Source organism: Candidatus Poriferisodalis sp., assembly GCF_965203655.1.
GTDB lineage: Bacteria > Actinomycetota > Acidimicrobiia > Acidimicrobiales > Poriferisodalaceae > Poriferisodalis.
In genome coordinates this window covers 537,395-562,853 of the sequence record NZ_CBDBDD010000009.1, presented here as the reverse complement: position 1 = coordinate 562,853, position 25,459 = coordinate 537,395, and the positions used below count along the sequence as shown (strand labels likewise).

25 protein-coding genes, 1 tRNA gene and 1 pseudogene are annotated in these 25,459 nt (G+C 65.3%); 3 read left to right on the top strand and 24 right to left on the bottom strand.

The features are described 5' to 3' along the window. Positions 1 to 2 precede the first annotated feature (2 nt). The 6 genes from ACOGW9_RS13965 to ACOGW9_RS13940 form a co-directional block, all read right to left on the bottom strand. Positions 3 to 1,730 carry a DEAD/DEAH box helicase family protein gene (locus tag ACOGW9_RS13965; RefSeq protein ID WP_419912260.1) on the bottom strand — a complete coding sequence of 576 codons (1,728 nt, stop codon included), beginning with the start codon at positions 1,728 to 1,730 and terminating at the stop codon, positions 3 to 5. A gap of 6 nt (positions 1,731 to 1,736) precedes the next feature. Next, positions 1,737 to 4,019, bottom strand: coding sequence for an ATP-binding protein (locus ACOGW9_RS13960; protein ID WP_419912258.1), 2,283 nt, complete (start codon positions 4,017 to 4,019; stop codon positions 1,737 to 1,739). Positions 4,020 to 4,455: 436 nt separating this feature from the next. Beyond that, entirely contained in the window at positions 4,456 to 4,899 is a 444-nt protein-coding gene (locus ACOGW9_RS13955; RefSeq protein ID WP_419912256.1) for a PIN domain-containing protein, read from the bottom strand. A gap of 45 nt (positions 4,900 to 4,944) precedes the next feature. Then, positions 4,945 to 5,223, bottom strand: coding sequence for a type II toxin-antitoxin system Phd/YefM family antitoxin (locus ACOGW9_RS13950; protein WP_419912254.1), 279 nt, complete (start codon positions 5,221 to 5,223; stop codon positions 4,945 to 4,947). Between the two features lie 151 nt (positions 5,224 to 5,374). Next, positions 5,375 to 5,460 (bottom strand) — tRNA-Leu (locus ACOGW9_RS13945). Positions 5,461 to 5,531: 71 nt separating this feature from the next. Then, positions 5,532 to 6,098, bottom strand: a complete 567-nt coding sequence (locus ACOGW9_RS13940; RefSeq protein ID WP_419912252.1) for a hypothetical protein — start codon at positions 6,096 to 6,098, stop codon at positions 5,532 to 5,534. 92 nt (positions 6,099 to 6,190) lie between these two features. Between ACOGW9_RS13940 and ACOGW9_RS13935 the strand changes: the two genes are divergently transcribed. Further along, the gene (locus ACOGW9_RS13935; RefSeq protein WP_419912250.1) at positions 6,191 to 7,150 is read left to right on the top strand and encodes a PD-(D/E)XK nuclease family protein; all 960 of its coding nucleotides are present in this window, start codon (positions 6,191 to 6,193) and stop codon (positions 7,148 to 7,150) included. Here ACOGW9_RS13935 and ACOGW9_RS13930 read toward each other — a convergent pair. From ACOGW9_RS13930 to ACOGW9_RS13875, 12 genes and pseudogenes are all read right to left on the bottom strand, one after another. After that, positions 7,120 to 7,758 carry a GNAT family N-acetyltransferase gene (locus tag ACOGW9_RS13930; RefSeq protein ID WP_419912248.1) on the bottom strand — a complete coding sequence of 213 codons (639 nt, stop codon included), beginning with the start codon at positions 7,756 to 7,758 and terminating at the stop codon, positions 7,120 to 7,122. The genes ACOGW9_RS13935 and ACOGW9_RS13930 overlap by 31 nt on opposite strands. A 31-nt stretch (positions 7,759 to 7,789) precedes the next feature. Beyond that, positions 7,790 to 8,788 carry an exopolyphosphatase gene (locus ACOGW9_RS13925; RefSeq protein ID WP_419912246.1) on the bottom strand — a complete coding sequence of 333 codons (999 nt, stop codon included), beginning with the start codon at positions 8,786 to 8,788 and terminating at the stop codon, positions 7,790 to 7,792. Then, a complete protein-coding gene (locus ACOGW9_RS13920) occupies positions 8,785 to 9,174 on the bottom strand; it encodes a DUF501 domain-containing protein (protein ID WP_419912244.1) in 390 nt (129 codons plus the stop codon). The genes ACOGW9_RS13925 and ACOGW9_RS13920 overlap by 4 nt, the downstream gene beginning before the upstream one ends. Positions 9,175 to 9,299: 125 nt before the next feature. Continuing rightward, entirely contained in the window at positions 9,300 to 9,974 is a 675-nt protein-coding gene (locus tag ACOGW9_RS13915; RefSeq protein WP_419912242.1) for an SRPBCC family protein, read from the bottom strand. Continuing rightward, complete coding sequence (locus tag ACOGW9_RS13910; RefSeq protein ID WP_419912240.1) at positions 9,965 to 10,561, bottom strand: nucleotidyltransferase family protein; 597 nt, start codon at positions 10,559 to 10,561, stop codon at positions 9,965 to 9,967. Before ACOGW9_RS13910 ends, ACOGW9_RS13915 begins: the two co-directional genes overlap by 10 nt. Before the next feature lie 87 nt (positions 10,562 to 10,648). Then, positions 10,649 to 11,815 (bottom strand): acyl-CoA dehydrogenase family protein, encoded by a 1,167-nt coding sequence (locus ACOGW9_RS13905; protein ID WP_419912238.1) that lies wholly within the window; start codon positions 11,813 to 11,815, stop codon positions 10,649 to 10,651. A gap of 178 nt (positions 11,816 to 11,993) precedes the next feature. Further along, a pseudogene (locus tag ACOGW9_RS13900) lies at positions 11,994 to 13,099 on the bottom strand (XdhC family protein). A 75-nt stretch (positions 13,100 to 13,174) separates the two neighbouring features. Continuing rightward, a complete protein-coding gene (locus tag ACOGW9_RS13895) occupies positions 13,175 to 14,359 on the bottom strand; it encodes a vWA domain-containing protein (protein WP_419912236.1) in 1,185 nt (394 codons plus the stop codon). Positions 14,360 to 14,382: 23 nt separating this feature from the next. Then, complete coding sequence (locus tag ACOGW9_RS13890) at positions 14,383 to 15,288, bottom strand: AAA family ATPase (protein ID WP_419912234.1); 906 nt, start codon at positions 15,286 to 15,288, stop codon at positions 14,383 to 14,385. A gap of 25 nt (positions 15,289 to 15,313) precedes the next feature. Then, on the bottom strand, positions 15,314 to 16,987 hold the full coding sequence (locus ACOGW9_RS13885) for a hypothetical protein (protein ID WP_419912232.1): 1,674 nt from the start codon (positions 16,985 to 16,987) through the stop codon (positions 15,314 to 15,316). A gap of 137 nt (positions 16,988 to 17,124) precedes the next feature. Then, positions 17,125 to 18,162 (bottom strand): aldo/keto reductase, encoded by a 1,038-nt coding sequence (locus tag ACOGW9_RS13880; RefSeq protein WP_419912230.1) that lies wholly within the window; start codon positions 18,160 to 18,162, stop codon positions 17,125 to 17,127. A gap of 69 nt (positions 18,163 to 18,231) precedes the next feature. Continuing rightward, on the bottom strand, positions 18,232 to 19,236 hold the full coding sequence (locus ACOGW9_RS13875) for a fatty acid desaturase (RefSeq protein WP_419912228.1): 1,005 nt from the start codon (positions 19,234 to 19,236) through the stop codon (positions 18,232 to 18,234). Positions 19,237 to 19,349: 113 nt separating this feature from the next. On the opposite strand from ACOGW9_RS13875, the gene ACOGW9_RS13870 reads away from it, so the two are divergent. Continuing rightward, positions 19,350 to 20,093, top strand: a complete 744-nt coding sequence (locus tag ACOGW9_RS13870; RefSeq protein ID WP_419912226.1) for an SDR family oxidoreductase — start codon at positions 19,350 to 19,352, stop codon at positions 20,091 to 20,093. A gap of 25 nt (positions 20,094 to 20,118) precedes the next feature. Here ACOGW9_RS13870 and ACOGW9_RS13865 read toward each other — a convergent pair whose 3' ends face one another. Both ACOGW9_RS13865 and ACOGW9_RS13860 read right to left on the bottom strand, forming a co-directional pair. Further along, positions 20,119 to 20,946, bottom strand: coding sequence for an FAD binding domain-containing protein (locus tag ACOGW9_RS13865; protein ID WP_419912224.1), 828 nt, complete (start codon positions 20,944 to 20,946; stop codon positions 20,119 to 20,121). A gap of 13 nt (positions 20,947 to 20,959) precedes the next feature. Beyond that, positions 20,960 to 21,466 carry a (2Fe-2S)-binding protein gene (locus ACOGW9_RS13860; RefSeq protein ID WP_419913087.1) on the bottom strand — a complete coding sequence of 169 codons (507 nt, stop codon included), beginning with the start codon at positions 21,464 to 21,466 and terminating at the stop codon, positions 20,960 to 20,962. A gap of 89 nt (positions 21,467 to 21,555) precedes the next feature. Between ACOGW9_RS13860 and ACOGW9_RS13855 the strand changes: the two genes are divergently transcribed. Further along, complete coding sequence (locus ACOGW9_RS13855; protein ID WP_419912222.1) at positions 21,556 to 22,143, top strand: TetR/AcrR family transcriptional regulator; 588 nt, start codon at positions 21,556 to 21,558, stop codon at positions 22,141 to 22,143. A gap of 13 nt (positions 22,144 to 22,156) precedes the next feature. On the opposite strand, the gene ACOGW9_RS13850 is transcribed toward ACOGW9_RS13855, so the two are convergent. The 4 genes from ACOGW9_RS13850 to ACOGW9_RS13835 are packed head-to-tail and all read right to left on the bottom strand — an operon-like array spanning position 22,157 to position 25,432. Next, on the bottom strand, positions 22,157 to 22,486 hold the full coding sequence (locus ACOGW9_RS13850; RefSeq protein ID WP_419912220.1) for an FtsB family cell division protein: 330 nt from the start codon (positions 22,484 to 22,486) through the stop codon (positions 22,157 to 22,159). Positions 22,487 to 22,542: 56 nt separating this feature from the next. Beyond that, on the bottom strand, positions 22,543 to 23,838 hold the full coding sequence (gene eno / locus ACOGW9_RS13845) for a phosphopyruvate hydratase (protein ID WP_419912218.1): 1,296 nt from the start codon (positions 23,836 to 23,838) through the stop codon (positions 22,543 to 22,545). Positions 23,839 to 23,896: 58 nt separating this feature from the next. Next, positions 23,897 to 24,373 carry a MazG nucleotide pyrophosphohydrolase domain-containing protein gene (locus tag ACOGW9_RS13840; protein WP_419912216.1) on the bottom strand — a complete coding sequence of 159 codons (477 nt, stop codon included), beginning with the start codon at positions 24,371 to 24,373 and terminating at the stop codon, positions 23,897 to 23,899. A 21-nt stretch (positions 24,374 to 24,394) separates the two neighbouring features. Next, entirely contained in the window at positions 24,395 to 25,432 is a 1,038-nt protein-coding gene (locus tag ACOGW9_RS13835; RefSeq protein WP_419912214.1) for a hypothetical protein, read from the bottom strand. Positions 25,433 to 25,459: the final 27 nt, after the last annotated feature.

The following is a 25,459-nucleotide window of genomic DNA, read 5'->3' as shown; positions in this document are numbered from 1 at the left end:
GCCTAAAGTTCTGGAAACACAAGCCGGGCGCTATCGTCAGCGTCGTCGATCGCTAACACATCGCTAAGGAACTCCGAAGCAAACTCTGAGGGTATCTCACCTTCAAACTGAACTATACGTCCATTGCCGAAGCGAAGCACCTCCGTTTCCCTCCCACGCAAGGCTGCCTGCCTATTCAAGACAAGACCAGCAGCTATTCTTCGGATGTCAGCAACAAAATCCAATATCGTTACGCTCTGCTTGCCTGGAGCAAGCCTCAACCCTCGCCCGAGCTGTTGCACAAAGATCCGCCGGCTGTGCGTTACTCTCATGAACGCCACCAGATTCACCGCAGGTAGATCGATGCCCTCATTCAATACATCGACTGCCATGAGTACTGGGAAGTCTCCGACACGGAATCCTGAGAGCGTACGAAAGCGTTCGGTTCTGGACAAGCCACTATGCAGCACGCGGGCGCCGATGCCAAATGCAAGTAACATGCGCGTGAAATGTTCAGCATGCGAAATCGTCCTACAGAAGCAGAGAACTCTAGGTTCTTCGATGCTCCGCATCGCCGATATCAATCGCGACACGACGGCTTCATCACGCTCAGGCATGATGAGACGTGCATTGAGGTCGCGAATACTATAGCCCTGCTGCGAAAGCCGATAGACTTCGTCCCAGTCGATGTCGTCCACCATCATACGATAGTCGACGTCCGCAAGATAACCATCCTGCATACCTTCAACGATGTCCATCGAAAAGATCGGATCGCCAAAGAGGTCGCTCATTAGCGGCTCTTCGCGTTTGAGAGGTCGGAGGTGTTGATGCTCAAAACCCTCACTCCCCCCTAAATCGCTCATTAGCCGCCTATCCATCCTCCAAGGTGTAGCGGTGGCGCCGAGCATAAACTCGGGCTCAAGCGCTTCCAGAAGACGTCGATATTTTCGGGACGGCGCATGATGCGCTTCGTCTACTACAATCAATGGGTATCGACCGTGTAGTCCTTCGATGCGCAATCGAGCTGCAATGGACTGCCAGGTTGCAAAGGTCACGCCTCCTGCGAACGAGGGAGACTCTCCATCGGTCCAGAGGTGGGTCGGCGTTCCCTTGTCCAAGAAACGCCACATGGCCTGTTCTAGCTGCCGTACTAGATCGACGGTATGAGCGAGTACTAGAACCTCTGAGTCCCGATCTCTGTCCAGATGCAAGCGAATGATCTCTGCCGCCACGAGCGTCTTACCCAATCCGGTCGCCATGACATATAGCGCCGACGGGACTTCACTACTTCGGGCGGCATATATCGAATCCACAGCGCGGCTTTGATATGGCCGGAGAGTTGGCCTGGCGATCGAATCCACAGGAAGCCGCTGGGCGTACTTCAGCAGGTACTTCCTGTCCCATAGCCGGGCATCGATGCCACTCGACCGAAATGCTCTTGTTCGGCGATGTGCGTTCTCCGTGAATCGCTGATTTGTCGCCGCAACGCAGACCTGCGCGTCATAAGAGTTAGAAGCGCGTACCGCCTCTTCAATTCCATCGGAGTCGACGCCGCCAGAACGCTTGAACTTTGCCTGAATAACCCATCGCTGTGCATCCAGAGTACCAACTATGTCTGCACCGAGGTCTCCAGGTCCGCCAACAATCGCGATGTCGCGAAAACCGGCATGCTCAATCAAACGAGCAAGCGCCCTCTCAAATGCTGGCCACGGACCGTGAACTAATCTCTCATGACCAAGAAAATCCTGCATTGCAGATTACCTGCGCCAGAACTCCAGCAGCCGAACCGAGGAATCAGCCCGCTTAATCCGTAATCGCCATTGATAGTCCCGATTGAGCGCCCCTATACCCGCGTCTGAAACAAACCAAACAGCATCGCGTAGAGCTTCAGTCACCATACTGATACCTTCTGATCGATGCTCGTCAGAGACATTTGCATAAGGGACGGCAAAGAACGCACCGTCCAACAGCAGCGATGGCCATCGCTCGACTGCTGACTCCAAGAACGCAAGTGATACGTACTGAATGAACTCTCCGGTACGAAACGCATTCAAGGTGCCCTGTTCATCGCCGAGCGACGCGCTCAAGATACCGCTGCGGACTAGGGCCAGCTCAAGGGAACCAATAGAGTCAGGATCGGTCGGGTCGCAGTCGGTGAGGCGCTCTGCGAGATGCAGCCGTAGGCCACTAAGAGTGTCCGTCGCAGCATCGGCTGTCGCTGCAAGCGTCGTACGCGTCTCAGGAAAATAGCGTTCACGCAGCTCACGCTCGATAATGGGAATCGGGTGTCGCTCTTGACTCGCAGCAGCCAAGTACAAGAACTGGTGTGCCAGAACGCCAATCAGACAGTCCGTTGGTGACTCCAGGTCATCCCTAAAGAATGAATGCTTCGGATCGTGGTCAAACGACAGAGTTGTTCCTGATTCTTTCGCTCGCAATGGTGGAGAGCTCTCGCTGCCCGTAAACGAGCGGGCCGCAACGGAGATAGACGGGCCGCCTGGCATATCCGGCATGTTGTAAACACCCGACAGGTTCTCGTCCGTATGGTAAATAATTGCTTCTGCGGATCGACTTTCACCGTTGGCGTCATCTGCATGTTCTTCTGATTCCGTCGATTGTCCACCCGAGGGACTGTCGGAGTCTGTATCGGCAATCGGGAAGGCATCGTCCTCGTCGCCGAAGCTGTCAGACTCCTCTTCCGGCTGATCAGCCAGTTGGGCAAGCTCGTACCATTTGTGATCATCCTGATACTCTGGTTCGCCACGCCTGAAGCGCACTGTCCACTCGTGAAACTCTCGATCATTTCGAGCGCGCCCGTCGCGGTGACCCGAAACAAGATACTTCAGACCGGCATAACCGTACCGGTAGCCGGTATACAGCTGGGCCAGAATAGATGTGTTTGCCTCAAATTCTCGTGCCCGAGCGATGTTCGGACGCAACGGTGATTCACCTCGAATGAACTTAACGACTTCAGACCATTGCGGATCGAGCTTATCGAACGCGTTCTTCTGGTGGGAGACTCTAACAAAGTCAATCTCGAGCTCACCAACGATGCGGCCGCCCAGAAACACCGCATCGAGAGGATATTCTCTTTCTTCCTCGTTGGTGTCAGGATCCACCCAGTTGAAGAAACTCTTGTCTAGTTCCTCGATGACACGTCCGTTGCGGATTAGGTCTATTCCATAATGCTCCTTGTGAAAATAGCGCTGAATGCCCAACCATCCTTCGATCCGGCGTTGCCGTTCAATGAGACTTGATGTTTGCTCGCACGCTGGGCAAGATCGGTCACCATCAAGGAGCCAAACCCAGCACGTCGTGCAATAGCGTCTGGGAGTTAGATCGTGCTTGATAGGAATCTGTGCATACACGCGACCGAACGACGCGGTCTCGACTGAGCGAGTCTTGTTCCATACACAATGACGGGTCGGAACGACAAGTTCGCCGTCATAGTGCAGTCGTATGCCATGAAGAGAGATTACGCGCCCATACAGTTTGCCAAGCCGCTCACGGGTACTCGACTTCCCTTTGCCCCAAGTGAGCTTTCGGACGCGGTCAACGTCCAGGTGCGAAATCTTGATTTCTGTACCTTGAACACCTGTAGCCAATTCTGAGTCAGTTTTTGGACGAGTCAAATGAGGGACACCGTAGGTGCCGCTCTCCTCCATTTCGTCAAATTTGACTCGTATCCCGGTCCAAGAATCTTCTGCGCTAGTCGTAGTCCAGATCTCGGTAGACTCCCCTAGTCGCGCAGTCGCTATGTTGAAGCCCATACCAAATAGACCAAGCTTGTCAACCGGTCCGTTGCCCGAGTAACCGGCACGAACGGCGTTGGTGAGTTCCTCAAAAGTCATTCCTCGGCCGTTGTCGCGAACGCGCAGTTCGCTGTCGAGGTCTAGGGAGGTCGGAGCTGGAAGAGTGATGTCAATCTCGGGCTGCCAATCATCATCTTCAGACGTCGGTGTATCAAGCAGTGCGTCGATCGAATTGTCAATAAGCTCGGCTAGACATTGCCAAGGTGCAAATTCAATCTGCCCCAGCATTCGGAGGACTCGTGGCGATGGTGTAATGTCGACTGTATCTTCAATAGTAGCCATAGTCAGTTATGTTGATTGTGGTGAGATTGCAGGAGCACTAGGTGAGGCTGACGTGTTGAGGTAGTTCCAACGCGTGCACTCTATATCTTGCCCACTGGCTTGACCTCCTGAACCTCAAGGAGTCCCGCCGGTATCGGTCACCCAGACCGAGGAAACAACATTAGTCGAGTTGCCCGTAGTGGCACACCTCCGCGATCTGGGGGTACTCGCCGCTTCAGCCATCCAGATTCGAGGTTCGCCGCGGCAGCCGTGGCCTCAACGACGGACCATGCACCACAGCTCGCCACCGAGATGGCCCGCCTGAGTCTTCGTTCGCGAGAGAGCCAACCCCCCGAGTGACCGCCACCGCGTTACGTCTGCCGAGGCTCAGGCTAACTGGGTGCTATGAGTCCTCACTTGTTCGCCGGAGCCAGAGATCGAGTGTTTCTGTCGTCCATGTGGGCACGCCGGTGCCCAGAAAGTCCTTGTCCGTCGTCCACACCCCTACGTCGAGAGCCAGGGCGCACGCAACTACGGGCCAATCGCTGGGATCGCGAATCGAGCGCTCGCGGGCCTGGTCCTCCCATGCCGAGTAAACGGCTTCGGCGACGACGGTGCAGTTCCGGGCGATGACATGCAGGCATCGGTCCGAGAGTCCGTCAATTTCATTCGAACTCAATCCTCGATGACGACCGAATGCCTCCGCACGACGGGGAATCTCACGAAGCGTCTCATGCCACATCTGTTCTGGCAGGTAGAGGTCGATTCGCGGATCAGCCAGGCGCTGCCGGCCCCGCTCGCGTAGTAACTCGCCGACCAAGACGCTCGTGTCAATGACGAGACGCATGCTGCGGAGGTGAACTCTCGCTGGTTGAGATGGTCCGGGAACCGACTACGCCGCCTCGCCCGCATCATCATCAGCCTCGCCGGCCAGTTCCGCCCCGGTGAACTCCGCCACGAATTCGTCCTCGGTGAGGCCCGTCTTCGCGAGAACATCTCTCACGGTCTCGCCCAAGCGGTCGAGCGCCGCCGCACCAGCACGGCGATCTTTGGCGACAATCGGCACGAAGAATCCGACGGGCTCGCCGTGCCGCTCGACGACAAGCGTCTCACCGGACGCGATCAACTGGGTAGCGCGATTCCGGAATTCCCGGACTCCTACTGATTTCATCGCACGTTCTTTCGTCGCAGGCGTTCCGCACCTATTGTGCCCACAAATGTAGCCACACGATGCTGAGCGCTCGTCCCGCCCCATGCCTAGCTGACGCAAATCGCTGGCGCAAAGCGTTTTCGCGGCGCTGCGCGCGGGAGGAGATATTGCGTGCCCGGGGCGGGATTCGAACCCGCACGCTCCCGCAGGAGCCGAGGGGTTTAAGCCCTCTGCGTCTGCCAGTTCCGCCACCCGGGCCAGCCAGCACGGCGTGCGTTTGCGGAGTCCATGATGCTCGCTCCACCGGCGAACGGCGACGCAACGGAGGTCTAGGCGGCCTCCTCGAACGGCTGGACCGGCTCAACCGGGGCGGCGTGTTGGACCTCGGCCTGCGCTGGCGATGCAACCCGGGTTGTCGGGCCTGGAGGTGCTGCCGCAGGCGGGATGCTGCGGCCGGCGACGCTACCCATCGCCTCGGCGATCTGCTCGGTAGCCCGCCACAGCTCGTCTCGAACCGGACCGGCTGCGCCCGCGCTCAGCTCATTGCAGACCACGATGCCCTCGACGGCGTCGGCGACTACCGCCCCGAAGGGCCGCCCCTTCACGCGCACGGCCACGACCCAGTCATCAGGCGGTCTGCGCTGGATGGTGCGATCGAGCTGATCTGAGCGCGGCGGGCTCTGAAAGCTCGGCACGTGCAAGCCCAGCTCTCGTGCCGCCGCAGCGAGCGTCCGCACGGTGAGCACGAACTGGCCGGAGGCATCGGGCCCGGAGCGGACGCGGCCGCCCGTCGGACGGGACGAGGCGCCGGCAGGCCGGTGCGGCCGGCTGCGTGCGGGAGACGCGTCGACCAGCCGCAGCGCTGCGGGAGGTTGGGTACGGGGTGTTGCTGGCATGTGCCGAGCATCACAGGGGGGTGTGACACGAATGCGACTGCCGGCGACCCTGATCACCGGGGCTGCCGCCGCCCGAACCACAATGGTCCCCAGTGTCCGAGCACAATCCGGGGTTGCTGCCTGCGCAGCAGGCGACGCTCGATGTGATTCGCGTCCCCGCCGAGCAACGACCGTCCTATCCCCAGCGCTTCGCAGCCGATCTGCGCGACCGGGCAGAAGACGCGCTCACGCCGATGGTGGACGCCGCACGCGCGCTGGACAGCCGCGGCATGCGGGTGTCCAAGCGCGACCTGGCTGGGGTGTTCGGCTGTGAGGCGCGTTACCTGGCCGAGACCGACGCTCCATTCGAATGGTCGGTTCCCATCGCCCGCGGCACGGTGCTGCACAAGGCGGTGGAGCTGACGACGCACCGAGACGTCCCGCCGACTGATGCGGTCGACGAGGCCGTCCAGCGTCTGATCGACGACGACGCCAACCTCGGAGGCTTCCTGGCTGGGGCGACTCAAGGCGAGCGAGCCGATCTCATTGCCAACTGCGTGGGACTGCTGACCCGATTCGAGGAGACGTTCCCGTCCATGCAGCGCTCGTGGCGACCTGCGGCGGAAGTCCGGGCTCGGGTGCAACTCTGCGGCGGCGCATTCGTGCTCAACGGCAAGTACGACCTCACGCTGGGTTCACCTGCCCCCGTCGGCGACACGGAGGGGAACCAGCGAGCCGGCAAGGTCATCATCGATCTCAAGACCGGTTCCAGGATGCCGACCGATCCTGAAGACCTGCGCTTCTACGCGCTGGTCGAGACGCTGTCGATCGGCGTGCCGCCGCTCGGCGTGGGTTCGTTCTACGTGGCTGAAGGGCGCATCGAGCACGAGACAATCACCGCTGAGGTGCTCGACAGCGCGTTGCGCCGGACCGTGGACGGCATCGGCCGGCTCATCACGTTGCGAGCAGGCGGGCACGAACCCCGCCGGGTGCCCGGACCCCCATGCCGCTGGTGCCCGATTGCTGCCGACTGCAGTCCCGGTCAGGAGTGGCTGTCGGACGCGGAGGACTGAGTCACACCGTGGTTGCGGGCGTCATGCAGTCGCGCAGCCATCTCGTCGCGGCGGGCGTTCCATTCCTCCAGCGTGATGCCGAAGCGAACATGGTCCTCCCAGACGCCGGCAATCTGGATGTAGCCCTGCGCAGTGCCTTCCGAGCGCAGCCCGAGCTTGTCGACCACCCGCAGGCTGGCGGAGTTGCGGGGCATGATCGAGATCTGGACACGGTGCAGGCCGACCTGAGAGAACGCGAACTCGAACACAGCCATCAGCCCTTCGGCGACCAAGCCCCGGCCCGCAAGTCGTTCGTCGATCCAGTAGCCCACATGGGCGCTCTGGAACGCGCCGCGCGCCACGTGGGAGATGTTGATCTCGCCGCAGAACCAGCCCTCGTGCCAGAGGCCGAAATCGAAGGCAGTGCCCAGCGATCGCTCGCGCTCGCGCATCCGGCAGCGATTCGAGAACGCCTGCGGGTCACGCGAGGGATCGGGCGCGCTCGCCGGCGGGCGGGGCTCCCACTTCGCCAGCCAGACACGGCACCGCTCGCGAACCTCGTTCCATTGGGCGAAGTCCGAAGGCACGAGCGGGCGCAGCTCAAGCCGCTCGGTGCGCAGGCGACTCACGCCCCGCACAGTACTGGCGCGCCGCCGACGCTCACCGAGCGGCATCGGCACCTCCGCGAAGCTCGGCCGCTGGACTGGCCTGCGCCTCACGAAGCTCGGCCGCGATGCCATCGAGCAGGTCGCGCTCGCGTACCAGGCATTCATCGATCCCCCAGTGGCGCATGACCGCAACGAGGATGCAGCAGCCGCCCACGATCACGGGCGCACGGTCGACATGCAGGCCCGGATTGTGGACGCGGTCGGCGAGCCGTTCGGTGGCCAGCGTGCGGAAGACATCCTCTGCTGCGGCCCGCGTCAGCACGAACCCGTCGATGACCTCGGGATCGTAGGGGTCGAGGCCGATCTCCACCGCTGCGACCGTGGTGATGGTGCCCGCAACGCCCACAAGCTGCGCTGCCGGTGCGCCCCGAGCGATGACGGGGTGCTCACGGTCGATGTCGTCGAGGTGCAAGCGGGCGACCGAGATGGCCGAACTCAGCTCTTCGGGGCGTGGCGGATCCATCGCAAGGAAACGCTCAGTCCAGCGCACCGATCCCATGTCGACAGACAGGGCATCCGCCGGGCGGGCGCCCGGTCCGGGCATTCCGTAGGCGAACTCGGTCGAGCCGCCGCCGATGTCGAGCACGAGCGCGGCAGTTCCGGACTCACCGCCCAAGCCCGTGGTCGCACCGGCGAAGGCGTAGTTCGCCTCGCTGTCCCCGTCGAGCAGCTCGACATCGGTGCCGAGCGCGTCGCTTGCTCGCTGAAGGAACTCGGCGCCATTGGCGGCGTCGCGCGCCGCGCTCGTGGCGACTGCCCGGACGGCGCTCACCTGGCGATCCTCGATGACCTCGCGGTATTCCCCCAGCACTCCGACAACGCGGCCGATCGCGTCGTCAGCCAGCGAACCGCCTGCGTCGACACCGCGCCCCAGCCGGGTGATCCGCAGCATGCGCAGGCCGAGTCCCTCCCCGTCGTCGATGAGCAGCCGGGTTGAGTTGGTGCCGCAGTCCACCACCGCAACCGGTCCGGTCGGCGCTGCGGCGGTCACGAGCCGCATCCCTGCATGCCCAGCTCGTCCAAGACCCAGTCGCCGACGGGGTCCTCGCCGCCAGCCAGCCGGTACGCCACGTGCGCATGCAAGCACTTCACGCCCTGCGCCGTGCCGCCGACGCCCCCAGAGGGGCGCGGTCCGCGGTGGTGCGGAGGCACGAGCGCGTCACGCTCGGCGGCATAGCGACGGTGTGTCGCCGCGAGGCACTCAGCGTCGACAGCCTCCTCGGCCGCGCGGACGCCGCCGCGACCTTCGAGCTGGGACACCCGCCGGCGCAGGTCCGCGTCCACCAGCCAGTAGCGGGTGGGCATCGGACGACCGTCGTCGAGCAGCGGTGCATTGGCGATCACGACGGGACGCCCATCGTCGTGCGCGACCGCCACGTGGTACGCGCACTGCGGCGCGCGCCCGAGCAACTCAGCGACAGCCTCCGCCTGAGGGAGCGTGGGGGGTGCGCTGGGAGCGCAGCGGACAAGCACCACCCGGATGGGAACGCCCAGGTGGTTCCTCAGCCTTGACGGCGGCGCCGACGCCTGCGGCGATTGAGGAAGAAGAGCACCACGACCGCCAAGGGCGCCAGGAGGCGCTTGAGCATCGGGCGGCCTGCCGTCTCGAGCAGATCCACTGGCTCGGGCTCGTCCATGTCGACTTGGCGCGGGCCGTCCTCGGCAGCAGCCTCTGCCGAGTCTTCAGAAGATTCCGTCGGGGAGGCGTCGGCTTCGTCGTCGCCGGGTGCACCGACCTCTGACAGCTTCTCCGAGAGCGAGTCCACGAATTGGCCGATGAGCTTCTCGGTCACGTCCGCCATCACACCGCGCCCGAACTGCGCGACCTTGCCGGTCACCTTCAGGTCGGTCGTGATCGCCACGACGGTGCCGTCGCCGTCGGGGGTCATCTCCGCGATCACCTCGGCGGCGGCGTTGCCGGCACCCCGGGAGTCGCGGCCGGTGGCCTCGAGCACGATGCGGCGATTGGCCTCGTCAAGCTCGACGAACTTTGCCGTGCCCTTGTACTGGGCCGTGATCGGGCCCACCTTGACCTTCACACCGCCCTTGAATTCGTCACCGTCGATCTCGGTCAGCTGGGCTCCCGGCATGCAGGGCGCGATGAACTCGACATCGGTCAGCGTGTTCCACGCCTGCTCCGTAGGGATGTCGACGCGGAATTCGTTCTTCAGCTCCATCGGCGCAGATCCTCCACGGTGTCGATGTCGTCAGGTCGCCCTTCGCAGGCTACCGGTACCACGATTTCCGGAAATCGCCGCATCAGCGTCCGGCCGCCTTCGTCGCCGCCGCACGGCAACAGCGGCCACACCTCGCGTGCCAGCCTGACCGGGTTTCCCCGCCGGTCTCCGTAGGTGCCGACGGCGATGGGGGCCGCGGCGGCAGCGACGCTCTGCCACGCCGCCGACGTCACGAACGGCTGGTCGGCAAGGCCCACCACGATCGCGCCATGGCCTTGCTGCGCCGCCCACGAGGCGGCACACCGGACAGACGACGCAATCCCCGATTCCCAGCGAGCATTGGGGATCAGGGCGATCTCGCCGCTCACCGCCGCGAGCGCCTCGGAGACATCCACCGCCCCGGTGACCACGGCCACAGCGTCGAGCGACGCCCCGACCAGCGACTCCAGAGCCCGGCTGACCACGCTCCGGCCGTCGATGACTGCCAGCAGCTTGTGCTGCGGACCTGCAAAACGGGTTCCGGCCCCCGCTGCCAACAGCACTCCCGCCGTGGACACTGGCCGCCGATCCTCCACGAATGCGCTCATCGAGGAACCTTCCCGTTACGTCACCAGTTGTTTCCCGCTCCAGTTCGCTGCGCTCACGGGCCGCTCGGGCCCCGGCGCTGAGCCTGGCTAGTACGAACGTGGCAGGCCGAGCACCTTGGACGACACGAAGTTCAGGACCATCTCCTGACTAACCGGGGCGATCTTCATCAGCCTCGCCTCGCGCCAGTAGCGCTCCACGTCGTACTCCTTGGCATAGCCGAAGCCGCCATGTGTCTGCATGGCCCGGTCGGCGCACTCGAACGCCGCCTCCGATGCCAAGTACTTGGCCAGGTTGGCTTGCTCACCGCAGCTCAGGCCGTTGTCGTAGCGCCACGAGGCGTCGCGCACCACCAGTTCAGCGGCATGCAGGCGGGCGTGGCTGTCGGCCAAGGGGAAGGCGATGCCCTGGTTCTGGCCGATCGGACGCCCGAAGATGACCCGGCTCTTGGCGTACTCGGCGGCGCGGCGCAGTGCGACCCGGCCGATCCCCAGTGCTTCAGCAGAGATCAGGATCCGTTCGGGATTGAGGCCGTCGAGGATGTAGCGGAACCCCTCACCCTCCTCGCCGACACGGCGGTCCACTGGCACGCGCAGGCCGTCGTAGCGCACCTCGCACGAGACCACCGCGTTGCGGCCTACCTTGGGGATCGGGGTGATGTCGACTGCGGGATCCTGCAGATCGACGAGCAGCAGGGTCATGCCCTGTGTCGGGCCGTCACACAGCTCCTTGGGCGTCGTGCGCACGAGCAGCAGGCAGACGTCGCAGAACGGCGCCTTGGTGGTCCACACCTTGGCCCCCGTGATCACGTACTCGTCGCCGTCACGCTCTGCCCGGGTGCGGATCGACGTGGTGTCTGTGCCGGCGTCGGGCTCGGTGACGCCGAACGCGGCGTGGATGGAGCCATCGGCGACGCCCGGCAGGATCTCCTTGGCCAGCGCCTCCGAGCCGTACTTGCGCACCGGCTCCATGCCGAAGATCGACAGGTGCAGGGCCGAGCAGCCGTTCATGGCGGCACCGCTGGCCGCCACCTCCTCGAGCACGATCGACGCCTCGGTGATGCCTTGGCCGCCGCCGCCGTACTCCTCCGGGATGGCGATGCCGACCCAGCCGCCCTCGGCCATGGCGTTGTAGAAATCCCACGGAAACTCGTGCTGCTCGTCGCGCTCGCGCCAGTACTCGTCGGGGAAGTCGGCGCAGACGCGCCGCACGCCCTCGCGGATCGCCTCGTGGTCCTCGTTTTGCGTGAAGTCCATTGTGCTGACGCTACCGGGCCGCTGGTGCTTGATTCTGGGCCCGGGATGGGCAGGGGCGGGGGCACCCATGCTCAAACAGTGCAGCGCCGCCCGCTGCACGGTGGTCGTGCTGTGGCGCTGCAAACTGCGCGTGGGCACCCCCGCCCCTGCCCATCCCTCGCGCCGCTGGGCCTCGGGGCTAGTGGATGCGGCCCTTGCCGTCTTTGAGGCGGGGGGCTTGGCGGCCGGTGTGGGCGGCGATGATCTCGGCCATGATCGACACTGCGGTTTCTTCGGGGGTGCGGCCTCCGATGTCGAGGCCGATGGGGGCCATGACTCGCTCGAGTTCCTCGTCGCTCACGCCTGCCTCGCGCAGACGCTCGGTTCGTTTCTCGTGGGTGGTGCGGGAACCCATCGCGCCGAGGTAGCCGACACGGGTGGGCAGGGCGCCCACGATGGCGGGCACGTCGAACTTGTGGTCGTGGGTGAGCACGCAGACGGCGTCGCGCGGACCCAGCTCGTCGCCGATGCGATCCAGCAGGCGATTGGGCCAGTCCACCACCACGTCGTCGGCCATCGGGAAACGGCGCTTCGTGGCGAACACCTCTCGGGCGTCACAGACGGTCACCCGGTAGCCGAGCAGCTTGGCTTGGGAGGCCAGCGCCCGGGTGAAGTCGACGGCGCCGAAGATCACCATGTGGGGACGCCGAGCGTGACACTCCACGAACACGCTGAGGTCCATCTGGCGGGCCTCGCCGTGCTGGCCGTAGTGACGCACCTCGCTGATGCCCGCATCCAGCATCCCAAGGGCATCACGCTCCACCACCCGATCCAAGTCGGGATCGCCCAGCGTGCCCAGCGTCGGTGCATCCGGCTGTAGCAGCAATTTCGCGCCCGCATCTGGGCCGTCGATGATCGTGGCGAGCGCGACGGGCTCCTCGGCCCGGATGGCGTCCCGGAACGCCTCGTAGATGCCCGCAGCCTCGCTCACCAGTCGAGTTCCTCCACGAACAGGTGGATCGTGCCGCCGCAGGTCAGCCCGACGGCGAATGCCTCGTCGTCGCTGTAGCCGAAGGTGGTGATGCCCGGGCCCCGTCGTCCGCCCAGCAGCTCAAGGGCCTCGCCGACCACGGCGCCCTCGACACAGCCGCCCGAGACCGAGCCGGCCACTTCGCCCTCTTCGTTCACGGCCATCGCAGCGCCGGGGTCGCGTGGCCCCGAGCCTTCGATGTCCACCACCCGGGCGACGGCCACTCGCTGGCCCACTGCCCGCCACCGGTCAATGTCATCCAAGATCTCGTCCATGAGCCCAGTCTCCCTGTTGACATTGTTGCGGTATTGGAAGGTCGTGCGTCGGGTGATCGCTGGGTTCGGCCCAGCTCACGCCGCGATGGCAGCAGCCAGGTGTTCGAGCGAATCGAAGGAATGGCCTTCGATGAACTCGTCGACGTGCGGCAATGCTGCCGCCATGCCGCGGGCCAGGGGCGCATAGCCCGGCGTGTGCTTGAGCGGGTTGACCCACACCAGCCGGTGGGTAACCAGGTGCAGGCGCGCCATCTGCTCGGCCAGCTCGTCGGGGGTGCCGCGGTCCCAGCCGTCCGAGCAGATCACCACGATTGCGCCGCGGGCGTGGCCTCGCACACCCCACCGATCGTTGAACTCGTGCAAGGTCGCGCCCAGACGGGTGCCGCCCGACCAGTCCTGCACGGAATCAGCGGCGGCCCGCAGCCCGGCATCGGGATCCCGCGACGACAGCTCACGCGTCACCCGGGTGAGCCGAGTGCCGATGGTGAATGCCTCCACCCTCGTTCGCCCCACGACCGCAGCATGGGCGAAACGCACGAGCGCGCGGGCGTAGGGCTCCATGGAGCCCGACACGTCGAGCAACAGCACGAGGCGGCGAGGCTTGCGGTCGCTTGTGAGGAACTCCCGCCGGATGGCCTCCCCGCCGGTGCGCAAGGCCCGCCGGATGGTGCGGCGCAGGTCGGGGCGACGGGAAATCCGCTTGGCCCGCACGCCGCGGCGGGAGCGGCGCGTCACGGCCTGGAAGCGCAGCTCCCCCATCAGCGTGTGCAGCTCGCTCAGCTCGGTGTCGCTGCAGTCGGCGAAGTCCTTGTGGCGCAGCGTCTCCACATCGCTGTAGCGGACTCGCAGCGTTGGGCCGGTGTCGGGCTCCCCTTCGTCAGCCGGAGGCGCTGCCCCGCTGTCGTCGTCGCTGTCGGTGGCCAGCGTCACCGAGATCGGCGGCAGCTCGACGACCATCCCGCTGGGCTCACGCCCTTCCCAGAACACGGCGAACGCACGGTCGTAGGTGCTGATGTCGGCCGGACTGCCCACCAGGGTCGCCCGGCCCGCCCAGTACACGTCGTCACGGCCACCAACCCCGAGCAATCGCAACGCTTCGGTGAAGGCCATCACCCGGCGGATGGTGACCACCAAGCCCGCCCCACGGAGGACCGACGAGAAGGCCGACGCCAGGCGCTCCGGCTCGTTCACATGTTCTTCGGTTGCGGGCCGCTCGACGCCGGATTCCCGATTGCTGAGTTCGGTGCCGTTGGCTGCCATGGCGGCGTGGAGATCGGGGCCGCTCAGGCCTCGGCCACAGCAGCCATGATCATCTCCATGCCCACCGAGGTGACCCGCTGCTGGTCCTCGCGGTACTTGAGCACCGTGCCCAGCGTGGCTTCGAGCATCGGGGAGTCGAGCTCGGCAGCACCGAGGCGACCGAGGGCAGTTGCCCAGTCGATGGTCTCGGCTACGCCCGGCGGCTTGTAGAGGCGCATCTCGCGCATCGCCGACACGGCGACTGCGACTTGGCGGGCAAGCGAGCCATCCACGTCAGGCAGCTTGAGCTTCACGATCTCGACCTCGCGGTCGACCGAGGGATGCGACACCCAGTGATACAGGCAGCGCCGCTTCAAGGCGTCGTGCACATCGCGGGTCCGGTTGGAGGTGACGACCACGAACGGCGGCCGGGTGGCGGTGATCGTGCCCAATTCGGGCACCGTGACGGTGAAATCCGACAGCACCTCGAGCAAGAACGCCTCGAACTCGTCGTCGGCCCGGTCCACCTCGTCCACGAGCAGCACCGCCGGGGTGGCGTCGTCATGATCGATGGCTCGCAGCAGCGGCCGACGGATCAGGAAGCGCTCCGAGTACAGCTCGTCCTCGATGGCCTCGGCGTCGACGGCTGCGCGCCCTGCAGCTTCTGCGGTGCGCAGGTGCAGGAGTTGGCGGGTGTAGTCCCATTCGTAGAGCGCCTGGGCGGCATCGATGCCCTCGTAGCACTGCAGGCGGATGAAGTCACCGCCGGTCCACGCTGCGAGCACCTTGGCCAGCTCGGTCTTGCCGACGCCCGCGTCTCCTTCGAGAAACAGCGGCCGGCCCATCGTGACCGAGAGGTACACCACCGTGGAGAGACCCTCGTCGGGCAGGTAGCCGTGCTCGGTCAACGCCGCCGAGACGTCTGCTGTGCAGGTAGGCGCCGTGAACACGAAGGCCAAGGCTACGGCGTAAGGCTCACGCGGGCGCGGTGACCTCCAGCCGGCAGAAGCACGCCGCGGTGATGGGCACGTCAGCGCGGGCGACCGCCAGATCCAGCCGTTGGCGGATGAGCGGTGCCTCCACTGTTTCCCCTCGCCGCGTGAGACATTCGTGCAATCCGTGCAGGCTCCAGACGTTGTCGGGGTGCTGGCAGGGACGGCGCAGCTGGTTGTCCAGGCCCAAATCGGATCGATAGAGCGTCTCCGCCTCTTCGAACTGACCCTGTTCTGACAGCAGCGCAGCCAATGCGTGGCGGGTCGGCTGCATCCAGCCCCAGGGCTCGTCGTAGGGCAGGTTGTCGTCCAGCTCGACCGCTCGGCGGAGATGGTCGAAGGCCACGTTGTAGTTGCCGCGCCGGTACTCGACCTCGCCGTTCAGCATCGCTTCGGCGACGGCGAGGATGTCGAGGCCGGTGTTGTTGAACAGCGTCCGGCTGGGCAGGACATGAGCCTTGGCAGCTACGAACGCCTCGCGTTCTGCCAGTGCGTCGTCGATCCGGTTGGTCGAGGCATATGCGACCGTCCGCGCATAGCGCATCATCGCCGTGGTGACGCAATAGAACTGCTGGTCGAAGGGCAAGTGCTGGGCGAGGATCTCATCCCACTTGCCGAAGCGCACATACACGTGCTGCTTGATGGCCACGAATCCTTCCAGCCAATCGGCCATCGGCGGCGAACCGGTACGCAGCAGCTCCTCGGGCAGCGTGCGGTTCATCTCTTCTGCCGCTTCCAGAGCGGGGGCGTACTGGCCCGCCAGCATCGCCCCGTACACCTTGAAGTGGTAGTCGTGGCAGCGGTACGCCGAATAGAAGTTCATCGGGCCCTTGAAGTCCAGGTACTTCCGATCGGCGACGATCGCGGCCGAATTGCGCGTCACGACGTTGTGGTAGTGACCGCACAGCACGTCGATGTGGGTGGGCATGTGGACGAGGTGCCCAGCGTCGGGCGCCAGATCGACCAGCCGATCACCGGCAGCCAGCGCCCGTTCGGGATGCGGCGACATCTCCATGAGGTGCACGTACATGTGCAGCAGGCCCAGATGGCTGTTGGCGCCCATCTGGTCAAGCCGCTCAAAGGCGGTCTCGAGCACATCGACGGCCTCGAGCGTCCCCGCACCCGCAGCCGGCTGGCCGGTATCGAGGTCCCACAGCTCCCACGGAGTCCGGTTCATGATCGCCTCGGCGAACAGCGCGCAGACATCGAGGTCGTCGCGGCAGGACCGATAGACCTCGCGCATGGCGTCCGCGTAGGCGTCGTTCCATTGCCCGAAGTCATCGGTGTCGGGTGCTTCGGGATCGGTCGGGTAGCGGTGCGCGAGTGCACCGATCAGCGCTTGTTCAAGGTCGCTAGTGCCCCCCGCGGCATCGAGAGCAGCTGCGACCTCCGAGCGCGCACGCGCCAGCGAGACGCGCAGATCAGCGTCATCGAACTCTGTCCACGCCTTGTTGTAATTCGGCCCGATCGCATACGCGATGCCCCAGTGAGCCATAGCGAAGTGGATGTCGTGCAGCAGTGCGCGCTCGAAACAGGCGATTGCCTCTTCGTGGTTGAAGCCGTAGCACCACGCCATGCCTCGGTCGAACCAGAGCTGGGCTTCGGCGTCTCGGGTCGTGACCGGCCATCGATACGAGCCCAGATCGAAGTACGCCATCGCTGTTTTCCGAACCTCCCCTGCCAGAGGTGCCTCTGCACTGTTGCCCAGTATCTCTCACGAAACGAGAAAAAGGCATGAGGATTGCTCAAGTCGCGGATGCGGGTGCATCCGGAGGCCCGACGGGTGTGAGGCTCTCAACTGGTACCGATCGACAACAGATTCTCGACGGGCTGGTAGAGCTCTTCGAGGTAGGCAGTATCGTCCGCGCTGAGCTCGATGGTGGTGGCCTCGACGAGCTGGTCAAGCTGGCTGATCTTGGACACCCCCACGACGGGTGCGGTGATCTCGGCCTTGTTGACGAGCCACGCCAGCGCCACCTGAGCCGGGCGCACATCGAGACGATCGGCCACCTCTGATACCCGGGCGGCGATGTCGAAGTCGCGCTCGCCCCGGTACAGGCTCTCGGTGCGGTCGCGGTCCTGGCCCTGGGAGCGATCCGTCGTGCCGGCGCCGATGCCGCCCTGATACGAGCCTGCGAGGATCCCCCGCGCCAGGGGCGACCACGGGGTCAGCGCCACCCCGGTGCTGATGCAGTAGGGGTTCATCTCGCGCTCTTCCTCTCGGTAGATGAGGTTGTAGTGGTTCTGCATCGAGACGAACTTGGTCCAGCCCCGCATCTCGGCGGTGAGCTGCAGCTCGGCGAACTGCCAGGCGAACATGGACGAGGCGCCGAGGTACAGCGCCTTGCCTGCCTGCACGACATCGTGCAGCGCCTCGAGCGTCTCGGTGATCGGCGTCGGCGCTCCTCGCGGCACTCCGTGGGGGTGCCGGTGAATGATCAGCTGGTCCACATAGTCGAGGCCGAGGCGGCGCAGCGAGGCGTCGATGCCTTCCATTACGTGCTTGCGGCTCAGGCCGCCTTCGTTGGGGTTGCGGCCCATCGGGATGGAGATCTTGGTGGTCAGCACGTACTGCTCGCGAGGCAGGAGTTCACGCAGCAGCTGGCCCACCACTTCCTCTGCCGCGCCGACGCCGTAGATGTCGGCGCAGTCGACGTAGTACAACCCGCGCTCGATGGCCGCCTCGAAGATGGGTCGAGCTTCGGAGACGCCGAGCGTCCAGTCGCCCTGGTGGCCACGACCGGGAATGCCGTAGTTCATGGTTCCCAGGCAGAGCTCGGACACCTGCAGGCCACAGTTCGAACCGAGTTGAACTGACTTCAGTCGCGACATGGCCCCGAAACGTATTCGACAGCGGCGCCCGTCCGTCGGGTTGACGACGCGGGTAAAGCAGCGTCGGCGCTAAGCGGCTGTCGCCGAACCTGCGGCGAGGGCACGCCACAGCGATCGGTAGGTGGGCCATGCGGCCTCGGGCGGCAGGTAGCCATCCTCTTCCAGCGCCCGCTGCAGTCGCTTGAGATTGCGGGCGGGAACGCCTGAATCGACGTGGTGAGCCAGGTGATATCCGACGTGGTACGGCACGAACAGCACGCGCGCCAGCCAGCTCTGGCGGATGTGGTGCGTCGTATTGCGCCGGTCGTCGGTGCGGGTCATGCCGCCGTGCTCGGCAATCGCCCGCAATCGGTTGATGAGCTGGTACCAGGTGAACCACGGCAGCACCCACAGCAGCAGGTACAGCCACGGCTGTCCGGCCAACCAGAACAGGCCGAACACAATTGCCTGCCCGGCGAAGAAACGCAGGCTGAGCGGCACATGTTTCAGCTTCACGAGCCCGGTAAAGCGAGGTTTGGTGATGCGCCACGCCGAGACGCCCACGAGGTCGCGCATCAGCTTCCGGCCCAGCGATCTTGCTGGGATCGGGTAGAAGGAATAGAGCAGGAAATCGGGCTCTTTGGGACCGAACTCGTCGCGGTGATGGTTTGCGTGGCCCCGGCGGTAGAAGTGCGAGCCGGTGCCCAGCGGCAGCCAGCCCAGCAGATTGATGCCGATGCGGTCGTTGAGCCAGCGGTTCGAGAACAGCAGCCGGTGCGCCGCCTCGTGATGGAGGATGAACCACCGGAGCTGCAGCGTGCCGATGACGGGCACGGCGGCGACCACAGCGAGCGGATGGCCGATGGCCACAACGGCTGCGATGACGGCCACCGGCGCCGCCAGCGTCGCAAGAACCTCGATCGCGTTGATGAAGTTGGGGATGCGCCGCAACTGCGCACGAAATGCCGGCATGGGCCGGCCGTCGGGACGCAGGCGCTCTGAGCCTTCGAAGACAGGCAGATCGGGCCGTGCCATGCCGCCTGTCATCTGGGCCACGAGCTCGTCATGCGTCGGCGCCACAGCGGTAACGCTCACGCTTGGATGCTACGGCTCACGAGGGGTGCGCAGGGGCGGTCAACCGTTGGCTACGGTTCCGGGCGATCACAGATGGGCTGGCCAATCCAGCCCGGCGAGACAGGGGACGGGCCATGGACTTGGGAATTGCAGGACGGACGGCCGCGGTAGCTGCCGGTTCGGCAGGGCTGGGACTCGGCTCGGCAAAGGCGCTGGCCGCCGACGGCGTGCGTGTGGCCATCTGCGGCCGGGATCCGGATCGCCTGGCGGCCGCAGCGGCACAGATCGACGGCGAAGTGCTGACCATCACCGCCGACTTGAGCGACCCGGCCGACGGACGCAGCTTCGTGGAGCAAGCCATCGAAGGCCTGGGTTCGGTGGACATCCTGGTCACCAACGCCGGAGGTCCCCCGCCGGGCATGTTCGACAACACCGAGATCGACGCCTACCAGATGGCCTTCGACATGAACTGCAAGGCGATGATCGAGATGTGCCGGGTGGCCATCCCGCCGATGCGTGAGCGGGGCTGGGGCCGGGTATGCGCCATCACCAGCGTGGGCGTGAAGCAGCCGATCCCGTTCCTGTTCGCCAGCTCGGTGGCACGGGCCGGACTCACCAGCTTCCTCAAGCTCAGCGCCCGGGAATTGGCCCCGACAGGCGTGACGGTGAATTCAGCTCAGCCCGGCACCCACTGGAGCGACCGCGTCGCCAAGATGATGGATCAGGAGCAAGCCGCCAAGAGCAACCCGATGAACGTCTGCGGCGATTGCGACGACTTCGGCGCAGCGGTGGCGTTCCTGTGCAGCGAGCAGGCGAAGTTCATCACCGGCACGGGCCTGCTGATCGACGGTGGCCAAGCCACCGGTCTCTTGGACTGAGCTGCTCTAGAACTGAGCTGCGGCGCTACGAAACGCCGGCTGCCTCAAGCGCCCGCCGAGTGAGCACCCGGGCAAGGTGGTTGCGGTAGTCAGGCGTGGCGTTCAGGTCAGTGGGGGCATCTGTGCCTTCAGCGGCCTGCTCGGCGGCCTCGGCGGCCGACGCCCCGCCTGCCAGCGCCGCCTCGGTAGCGCTGGCCCGAAGCGGCACTGAGCCCATGTTCACCAGCGCCACGTTCGTGCCGCCGTTCACCGTTACCGCGGCTGCGCCGACAATGGCCCAGTCCTGCGCCCGCCGGTTGAACTTCTGGTAGTTCCAGCCGGCGCCAGGGGCCTTCGGGACCCGGATCTCGGTGAGCATCTCGTCGTCGGCCAGCGCCGATTCGAAGTAGCCGGTGAAGAAGTCACCGGCCGCGATCTCGCGGCTGCCGCCCGGTCCTTGTGCCACGAGCGTGCCTCCCAGCGCCAGAACGGCAGCTGGAAGATCCGACGCGGGGTCCGAGTGCGCCAGCGAGCCACCGATCGTGCCGCGGTGGCGGACTTGAGGATCGCCCACCTCGCCCGCCACGTGCCCGAGTAGGGGGCACTCGGCGGCCAGCAGATCGCTCGTCTCGAGCGCACGATGCCGGGTCAGCGCACCGATGGCGATGTGGTCGCCGCCATCGTTGATGTAGCTGAGGTCGGTCACGCGGCCGATGTCGACGACCACACTGGGCACTGCCAGTCGCAGCTTCATCATCGGCAGCAGCGAATGGCCGCCCGCCAGCAGCTTGGCTTCGTCGCCGTGCTCGCCGAGCAGCGCGATGGCCTCGGAGGCGGAGCCAGCCCGTACGTAGTCGAATGCTGCAGGGATCATTGCAGTGCTCCTCTCAGGCCGAGGTCTCGCCGGCCGCGCAGGCCAGCACCGACTTGACGATGTTGTGATACCCCGTGCAACGGCACAGGTTCCCTTCGAGTCCGAGGCGCACTTCTCGCTCGGTCGGACTGGGGTTCTCCTCAAGCAGCGATACCGCTGCCATGACCATGCCCGGCGTGCAGTAGCCGCACTGCAGGCCGTGGTTCTGCCGGAAGGCCTCCTGCATGGGGTGCAGCTCGTCATCCGATGGCGCCAGACCCTCGATCGTACCGATGTCCTCGCCATCGGCCTGCACCGCCAGCATGGTGCACGACTTCACAGATTCGCCGTTCACGTGAACCGTGCAGGCGCCGCACGAGGACGTGTCGCAGCCCACGTTGGTTCCTGTCAGCCGCAGGTCATCCCGCAGCCAGTACACGAGCAGCGTGCGCGGCTCGACATCGCCGCTGCGAGTCTCGCCGTTCACCGTGACGCTGATCTCCACTGTGACCTCTCCCGTCTCGTCGGCCGCTCGGCCCATGGGCCGAGCGGCCACCATCATGCACCATGCGGCGGCAACGCGCCGACACGGGGACACAGGGCGCGGAACGGCAGCAGTAGCTTGGCGATGTGGCGACCTCCGAGGCCGTCGCGGGTCCCAGCGGCCCGTCGGAGAGCGAGGGCGAGGCTGCGCCCCCGGACACGCGGGATCTCATCCTGCGGCGCGCTCGAGAGCTGTTCTCGCGGCAGGGATACCGGGGCACGTCCGTCCGGCAACTCACCTCGGGACTCAACCTGACGCCCGCAGCGCTCTACTACCACTTCACGGGCAAGGAGGACGTGCTTGCCGGCGTTCTGGCCCCGATGGAACGGGATGGCGAAGCAATCATCGTCCGCATGGCCGAGCTGGAACCGACACCGGATGCACTGCGGGAAGTTCTTGACGACTACTTCGACCTGCTGGCGCGTGACATCGTCGTGTTCCGTCTCGTTGCCGACGATGTCGACGTCCAGAAGAGTGCGGTCGGTCAGCGCCTACGAGCCCAAGCCAGAGATCTCTTCGCCTGGCTCACGCGATCCTCGCAAGACGTCACCGAACGCGTCCGGGCGGCGGCAGCCGTGGGCACGATCCGTCTCTCGCTCGAGCAGAGCGGCGTGGATCCCGATGCGCACCGCGAGGCCATTATCGGGCGCGCGCTCCGGATCATGACGGATTGATGCCTGCAGGGACTCAGTCGCTGAGCAAGTGAGCCACGCCGGGCAGCGGCCAAGCCGGAGGCAGTTTGACCACGTCGGCAGGGTCCACGTTCAGCCGGTACAAGGTGTCCCCTTCACGCACGAGCGAGAGCTGTTCACGTGCGATCCGTTCCACAACCACGGGATCTTTGGCATCGGCAACTTGTTCTGAAAGGTGGGATGTCTCAGCTCGCAACCGTGCCAGCGTTTCTTCCGCGTGGGTGATGTTGTTGCGCTGGGAGTTGAGCGACTGCCAGGGAAAGAGCAGCACCGCCAGGAGTCCCACCGCGCCCACCACGATGACAAGGCCGACAAGCATGGTCATCACCCGCCGCCCTGAGCGCGGGCGGCGGAGCCCGACTGCTGTGTCCGGGGGGGCGTTCATCTTCCAGATGCGAGAGAATCGCCGCCCCGGAAGGCCGCCGCGGAGCCGAGCTCTTCTTCGATGCGCAGCAGCTGGTTGTACTTGGCGACCCGATCTGAGCGCGCCGGAGCACCCGTCTTGATCTGGCCGCAGTTGGTCGCGACTGCCAAGTCAGCGATGGTGGTGTCCTCGGTCTCGCCCGAACGGTGCGACATCACCGCGGTGTAGCCGGCGCTGGCCGCGAGCTCGACGGCATCCAGCGTCTCGCTGAGCGTGCCGATCTGATTGACCTTGACGAGGATGCTGTTGGCGACTCCCGCGGAGATGCCCCGCGCCAGCCGTTCGATGTTGGTCACGAAGAGGTCATCGCCTACCAGCTGCACCCGCTCACCAAGCCCCCCCGACAGCCGCGACCATCCCTCCCAGTCGTCCTCGGCCATGCCGTCCTCGACTGAGCAGATCGGGTAGCGCTCGCACAGATCGGCCAGGTATCCCGCGAAGGCGACGGCATCGAGCTCGCGACCTTCGCTGGCGAGACGGTAGATGCCCTCGTCGTAGAACTCGGTGGATGCGACGTCGAGCGCGAGTGCCATGTCGGCGCCCGCCTCAAAGCCTGCTTCGCCGATTGCCTCGACCAGCAGCGCCAGCGCGGCCTCGTTGGATTCCAAGTCGGGTGCGAAGCCGCCCTCGTCGCCGACGGCCGTCGACAAACCGCGCGTGCGCAGGACTCGCTGCAGCGCGTGATAGGTCTCGGTGCCCCACCGCAGGGCTTCGGAGAACGACGCCGCGCCGACCGGGACGATCATGAATTCCTGCAGGTCCACGTTGTTGTCAGCGTGGGACCCTCCGTTGATCACGTTCATCATCGGCGTGGGAAGCACGTGCGCATTGGCGCCGCCCACGTGTCGGTACAGGGAAACGCCGATCGTGGCTGCCGCCGCATGGGCGGTCGCCAGCGAGGCCGCCAGCATGGCGTTTGCCCCGAGTCGCGCCTTGTTCATGGTGGCGTCGAGCTCGATGAGCGCTTGGTCGACGGCCCGCTGTTCGACAGCGTCGAGTCCCACGAGCGCACCGGCGATCTCGCCGTCCACATGGGAGACCGCAACCGCCACGCTCTTGCCGTCGTAGCGGTCGGTGCCGTCGCGCAGTTCGACGGCTTCGAACTGACCTGTCGAGGCGCCCGAGGGCACGATCGCCCGGCCGACGGCGCCGCCAGCGGTATGCACCTCGGCTTCGACTGTGGGATTCCCCCGCGAGTCCAGAACCTCGCGGCCGGCCACCTGAACGATCTGCGTCGACGCGTGCGCTGTCACGCAATGCCACAGTACCGAAGGTCGACGCAGGCAGTGCCAGCGCGCCGAAACGTGGCCTTCAGCCTGATTGAGCTTCTCGCGCTGCTATGCGATTCGCGCGGGCCTCCCGCTCGGCCGCCTTGATCGCCTCCCACTGCACCGACAGTTCGGCATCACTGGGCTCAGGCGCCTCGGGGTCTCGCTCGAAGACGTGAGGATGGCGGCGCAGCATCTTGGCCTCGACGGTCGCCAGCACTTCGGCCAGCGTGAAGGTCCCTGCTTCCTCCCCGATTGCAGCGTTCATCAGCACTTGCAGCAGCACGTCGCCCAACTCTTCGACCAAGTCCTCAATGGCGGTCGCCATCTCGCGCGGGTCGGCCACGCGTGCATCGTCAGCCGCCTGCAGCGCCTCGACCAGCTCCGACACTTCGTCCACGGCATAGGGCGCCAGCGACGAATGCGTCTGGACCCGGTCCCAGGGGCACTCGCGCCGCAGTCTCGCGATCACCTCATGCAGCGAGACCATCCGTTCGCCGAGGTCTGCGTCAGCGTCCATCACGACTCTCTCGGGGACCGGTCAGGGAACGTACGGCAGGGACACCGCGAGACTGCTGGGATCCCAAGTACCGAGCTCTGGGGTCACGGTCACCTCATAGCCGATCATGATCCCGGTCAGCACACGGCCGGCGAACGGTCCGATCGCGGACAGGTCGGCCTGGTCGTGCTGCAGGTCGTCGAGATGCATCACCACCCAGAGCTCGCCGGTCGGACTTGCTGCGGAAGGCAGCAAGATCGGCTCGGTCACTTCGCCAGGCTCGATCTCGAGCAGGGCGAGCGACACCTCGCCGGCGCCAAAGAGGTCGAAGGGCCGACCGCATTCGATGGAGCCGTCGGCCTCGGTGAGCCCAGGCAGGTTGACATCTGCCGCGACGTCTCCCACCGACTCTCCCGCGCGCACACGCTCGGCGGCCGCGCTGGCGTCGGCCTCGTTGGTCAGCACCAAGGCACTCACGCAGTGAGGTGTCGCCAAGCGTTCGATGCTGGGGTCCTCGGCGACGCTGCGCTGCTGAGCGAATTCTTCGAACGGGCCCTCAAGATGGGCTTGCATCTGTGCATTGATGTCCTCATCGGACGCGTCGATGTCGACTGGAAATCCGAGCTCGTCGAGTGCGACGGCAGCCAGCCGCAGCTGCAGCATCGAAGTCAGCCGGGAAATGAACTCCTCGTGGGTCGGGTCTTGTGGATCGTCCATCTGCGACATCGGCGAAGCGGCCAGGCTGGCGCGGACCTGGGCCACCGAGAGCTGCCCGCCGGGGAAACTCGCCGCAACAGCGCTGCCGTCCTCGTACACCGCCCTGGCGAGAGCCTCTTGTTCTGCGAGCTGGGCCGCTCGTTCCGCTCGTTCCGCTTCGAGGGCCTCTTGTGCGGCCGCAAGCTCGGCATCGCGCTCGGCCGCATCGAGAGCATCACGCGTCACGACGCCGTCATCATCGGCGTCGACCGCTTCGAAGTCCTCCTGGAGAACCTCGGTGTGGATCGTGACGACGCTGCCGTCGTCGCTGCACGCGAACGCCCCGAACACCAGCAGTGCCAACAGCAGAATTCGTCGAGACATGGAACTTCGCTCGGCACGCACTGGGGG